Here is a 5,314-nt window from a genome sequence, read left to right as displayed (position 1 = left end):
ACCGCGGACGGCGTGGCTCCCCGCGAGACCCTCGGCCACAGCCAGATCAGCATCACGATGGACGTCTGCACCCACGTGACATCGGACACACAGCCCGAGGCCATCAGCCACATGGACCGTCTGGTCGGGCGCCGCCCCGACCGTGGGTGACCGCCCCCGCTGATGTCACCCGTGGAATGCCGAACACCCCGGACCGATCACCGACCGGGGCGTTGGTACTGCTGGGAAGCAGAGCCCCCTGTCGGATTCGAACCGACGACCTTCGCTTTACAAGAGCCCCCAGCGTCACCCCTGTCCGTGATGATCTTCCCCTGGTTTCCGCGTTCATGCTGGTCAGCACAGTAGGGCCTTCCGCCCCTGCCCGATCGTTCCCCGCCCTTACACGACCTTCCGTTCCCATGACGTTCCCATGAAGGGCTGCCGGGAAGCCGTGGGAACGAGGGCGGGAGAGTCTGCCGAGGTCGGCTGGGGTCGTCGAAGCGGCGAGCAACGCAGACCCCTTGGGCATGACGAAGGCCCCGTCCCCATCAGGGGTCGGGGCCTTCGGCCGTCTTCGCGCGCCCTGTCCGGGCCGCTGAGGACAGGCTAGCGGCTCTGGCGCTCGATCGCCTTGCAATGCGCGCACACGACCTGGGCGTTGGGCTCGTAGCGCGCCGGCAGGCCCTGGCAGCGTGCGCAATAGCCGACCTGGTTCAGGGAGCAGCCAAGGGTGAGCGCCGCTGCGGCGCGGTCCGTGGTCGGGTCGGCACCGGATACGACGGGTCGAACGCCATCGAGCGTTCCTCGGCGAGCCACACCCCGTCGCCCTCCGCCAACTGGGACGGCGTCACTCAGCAGGCTGCACCGACCAAGTGCGTCCCTCCCATCGATGTGCCGCGGGTGCCATCAGCCGCTGGATGGGCAATCGTTTGCCGACAGACGCGACGCTGGCCTTTCCCGTGTAGGCGCCTCTCGTTCCACGTCAACTCAAGCCTCGTGGCAGGCGCATGAGGGGGGTTCGAAGTTGTGAACTCGGCAAGACTGACCTGCTGGAGCTTCCCCATCCTCGTGAGACTGCACTAGCTTCGCCGTTTGCATGGGGGGGTACAGCGAGCCGGGAGCCCAACAGGACCACCAGGATGGCGAGGCGCCATCTGCCGCATCCCACCCATGTCTTCTCACCTTCATTAGGAGGAACGGGTGGCCCATCGCGCCCTCGTACGCGGCTCGATCGCCGTAGCCGCATCATTCACCCTGGTATCAGGCCTCGCGGCGATCGCCGCACCGGCCGCCCAGGCAGCCGCCCCCACCGAGACCGTCATTCCTGCCGCCCCGGACTACCTTCCGAGCCCTGACGTGTTGGACTTCGCTGGTCCCGGGGGGTTCCTGCACCAGCAGAGCGGCAGCAACCCCGGGGCGGTCTGGACCGTTTACCCCGGCGGCCCGGATATCCCCGTGAAGGGACCTCTCGCCGGACACCCTGACGGCGCGGGCGCGGATGTCGTGGCTACCGTGGACACGACCGGTATCGAACTCCACGACATGGACGCCGGTACCACGACGAGCATCCCCATCCCTGCCGGTCAGCGTTACGTGGGCACGTACGGATCGCACGTTGTGACGATGGTGCCAGGGTCCTCGGGCCGGGGGATTGCCTCACTGCACATCCTCACGTCGGCTGGCGGCCAGGTCACCGACACCCAGGTGACGGGTTGGCCCGAAGACGCGACGATCACCGGCGGCACGGGAGCGGGTGACGCCGACTCCACGGTCGTGCGCTACACCGACACCACGGGTACACGGCTCACCCTGGTAGACCTCAACACCGGCCAGATAACTCCGATATCCGGCACCGTGCCGCAGGCAAACGTCTCCGTCCTCCTGACGGACAAGTACATCGCCTGGTACTCCCAGCAGGACACTTCGGCCGTCCACCTGGTATCACGGTCCTCCCCCGGCGACCCGCAGACGACCGTCACCGTGCCTGCTGTGGCCGGCATGGTGGCCACCGGATTCGGCATCGCAGGCGACTGGCTCATAGCGATCCACGGCCCCTCCAGCACCAGCACCCCAACCTACGGTCTAGGCGGTCCGTTGACCGCCACACCCCTGACCGGCGGCGACACACTAACCCTCCTCCCCCATGCCACCCCGGACGAGATACGCACCGGACCGGGCGGCGTTCTGGTCGTCGGCGGGGCGTCGGTGACCGACTGGGCAGCACGCAGGGTGACTCCCGGCCTCGATGGCACCCCCACCGTGACCGCAGTGGACTCCGACCCGGCGACGTCATCACCGATCGACGGACTCTCGCTCGCCGGTGGCACCCTGTTCACCGTCGAACGCAGCAGCACGCCCGCCGTGAACGGCTTCACCCGCATCATCACGCTGGGCACCACGCCCTCCTACGGTGCCCACACGACGTTCGGCCAGACCTGGGCACCCAGCAACTGCGACGCAGCGGCCACGTGCGCACCGCCGATCGGGACCGGTGACGGCCGCATCTCGCAGTTGTGGCGCTCCGGAGACGACAAGGTCACCGTTCAACAAGGCGAGACCGGCTACTTCATCGAGCCTTCCGCGACGGGCGGCACGCTCGTCGACGCCAACGGCCGCTATGTGGTCTACGACGGCGGCTCCACGCACAAGCAGTACATCGGCGACATCGATTCGGCCAACCCCGGCCGGGTACTGTTCACCCGCCCGGTCACCGGGGCGGCGTTGTCGGGCTCCACGCTGTGGGAGGCCCGCCCGACTGCGGGCATCATCAGCCAGGTCGACCTCACCACGCAGAAGACCGTGCAGACCGTCGCCACCGGTGCCCCGTGCGTGCCGAGCGAACTGCAGGCCGCGGCCGGCCGATGGGTCTACTGGTCCTGCGGGAACAACGCACCGGCCGGTGTGTGGGACCTGACCACAGGCAAGGACATCCCCCTGCCTACCGCAGGGCTCGCCCAGCTCGGCGACGGCTATCTCGTCGAACACGACGAGGCTACCGGGAAACTGGTGCTCACCGACGTCCACACCGACACCGCGGTCACCAGCGACCTGGCCGATCTTCCGGCCGGGCCGCTTACCGACGACCGCCGCATGACCTGGGCGGTGGACAAGTACCACGGGGGGATCGCCTACCTCGACGCGCACGAGAACATCCACGTCGTCGACCCGCAGATTCCCGCATCCGCCCCCGCGCCGGCCGCCGGCACCGCCATGCTGTCGGGACAGGTGCTCCCGCCGGGTCACCATCTGAGCAGCAGCAGCGTGACGCTGGTGATGCAGACGGACGGCAACCTCGTCGCCTACCTCAAGACAGGCGGCAGCGGCACCGGCCAGGCCATCTGGTCCAGCAAGACCTCCGGACACCCCGGCGCGTACGCCATCATGCAGACCGACGGCAACCTCGTCCTTTACACGAGCAGCGGCGGGCCCGGTAAGGGCGGCGCCCTCTGGTCCACCAAGACCTACGGCAACCCCGGCGCGCAAACGGCCCTGCAGGGCGACGGAAACCTCGTCGTCTACCGGGCCGGCAGCACCGCCCCCGGCAGTGCCCTGTGGTCCAGCGGCTCGTACGCGCGCCCCCAGACCGTCGCCTCCGGCCAGACCATGAAGGCCGGATGGTGGACACAGAGCCGATACACCCGGCTGGTGATGCAAACCGACGGCAACCTGGTGATGTACCGCAAGCGCGATGGCGCCGCCATCTGGTCCAGCAAGACCTCCGGCCACCCGGGGGCGTACGCGATCATGCAGACCGATGGGAACTTTGTCGTCTACGCGAGCAGCGGCGGGCCCGGTAAGGGGGGCGCCCTGTGGTCCACCAGAACCTCCGGCACCCCCGGGGCGTACGCGGTCATGCAGGACGACGGCAACCTCGTCGTTTACAAACGCACTGGCGGCCCCGGCAAGGGCGGCGCTCTGTGGGCCAGCAACACCACGCACAACGTCCCCTGACGCCTCTCGTACGCGCCCCAGGGCGCCGACCCCAGCCAGGGTCGGCGCCCTGAGTAATCGGGCTTCGGCGCCAGTCGCGCCGCGATCCACTCTGCCCTATCCAACTCCGTCGGCGGCCCCACATAGCTCGCCGCATCCGCACGAAAGACGCTGTGCGGCCGTTCCACGGGCGGATGGGTAAGCCCTAGCTAGTAGGGCTTGGTCAGGTTCGTATTGATGGGGATCTTTGAATTTGGCTCTGCCCACGATTCCGTGAATGATCTTGCTGCGGCGGCGGCAGGCTGCCGCCGAATCGGTCTCACCTCTCGGCCGCGCTGCCGAAGTGGCACGTCGTCTGTCCGGCCGTCGGCCCGATGTTTCACCCGTCACGCTGTGCGGTGGAGGCGGCTTGACGTCATTTGGTTCCGCAACGGCAGCGCGGGCGAGCGCCGGATTACCGATGAGGCCTTTGCCTTCGGCAGGATGGGCGCATGACCGAGATCCGCACACCCCGCCTCCTCCTCCGAAGCTGGCACGACGACGACCTCGCGCCGATGGCGGACATCAACGCGGACCCACGGGTCATGCGCTGGATCGACGACGGCTCGGTGCGCGACCTGGACCACACGGCCGCGGACATCGAGCGGTGGGAGGAGGAGTGGGACGAGGAGGGCTTCGGACTCTTCGCCATCGAGCTGCTGGCCTCGGGCGAACTGATCGGCTTCACGGGACTGTCCGTCCCCGAGTTCCTGCCGGAGGTGATGCCCGCCGTGGCAATCAGCTGGCGGATCGGCTCACAGTTCTGGGGCCAGGGATACGCGTCCGAAGCCGCCCACGCCACGCTGGAGTTCGCGCTCCAGGACCGTGGCCTGGACCGGGTCATCAGCATCAACCGGGTGGGTGACAACGCCTCCGAGAACGTCATCCGCAAGCTCGGCATGGTGCCCGAGCGGGAGACGGCACACCCGGTGTACGGCTACCCGCTGCGCGTTCACGCCATCGACCTCACCGAGTTCCAGGCATGATCCGCCCGAGCCGTCGCACACCACACGACAGCTGACCACTGTCCCCACGCCCCCGAGCGCATTAATCGCGACAGTACGGACACCCGGGGACGGATGATGTTTTCCCATCGCTGACCTGGGCTTTCACGGAACTGCGCCCAGAGCCTTGAATTTCCCCACCCCTTGCTAAGGGTGCGGACAGACCTGCTCGCCTAACTTCTCCACCTCCTGCACACCGGCCCGTGGATGGGCGCCACAAGAGAGGAGCCGCCCGATGGCCATCCAGGTCCAGTTGTGGGACGGGCTACTAGTAGGACTCCGTTAGGTCTGTGTGTCGACCTTGTTCAGGGGAATGGTGAGGGGGTGGACGCACATGAAGTCAATCGTGTTCGGGCGACGTT

General features: G+C 67.7%; 2 protein-coding genes and 1 pseudogene. All 3 read left to right on the top strand.

Features of this window, described 5'->3' with window-relative positions:
- Positions 1–150: pseudogene (locus ABZ904_RS50395) on the top strand (site-specific integrase); the annotation flags it as partial.
- Between the two features lie 1,029 nt (positions 151–1,179).
- The gene (locus ABZ904_RS50390) at positions 1,180–3,930 is read left to right on the top strand and encodes a hypothetical protein (RefSeq protein WP_361830987.1); all 2,751 of its coding nucleotides are present in this window, start codon (positions 1,180–1,182) and stop codon (positions 3,928–3,930) included.
- A 470-nt stretch (positions 3,931–4,400) separates the two neighbouring features.
- Positions 4,401–4,934: a GNAT family N-acetyltransferase gene (locus tag ABZ904_RS50385; protein WP_359411742.1), complete on the top strand. Its 534-nt coding sequence runs from the start codon at positions 4,401–4,403 to the stop codon at positions 4,932–4,934.
- The last annotated feature ends 380 nt before the right edge of the window (positions 4,935–5,314 follow it).

Source organism: Streptomyces sp. NPDC046900 (assembly GCF_040644975.1).
In the GTDB taxonomy this organism is placed as follows: Bacteria; Actinomycetota; Actinomycetes; order Streptomycetales; family Streptomycetaceae; genus Streptomyces.
Note: the sequence above shows the minus strand (reverse complement) of the source record. Positions and strands in the feature narration are given on the sequence as shown.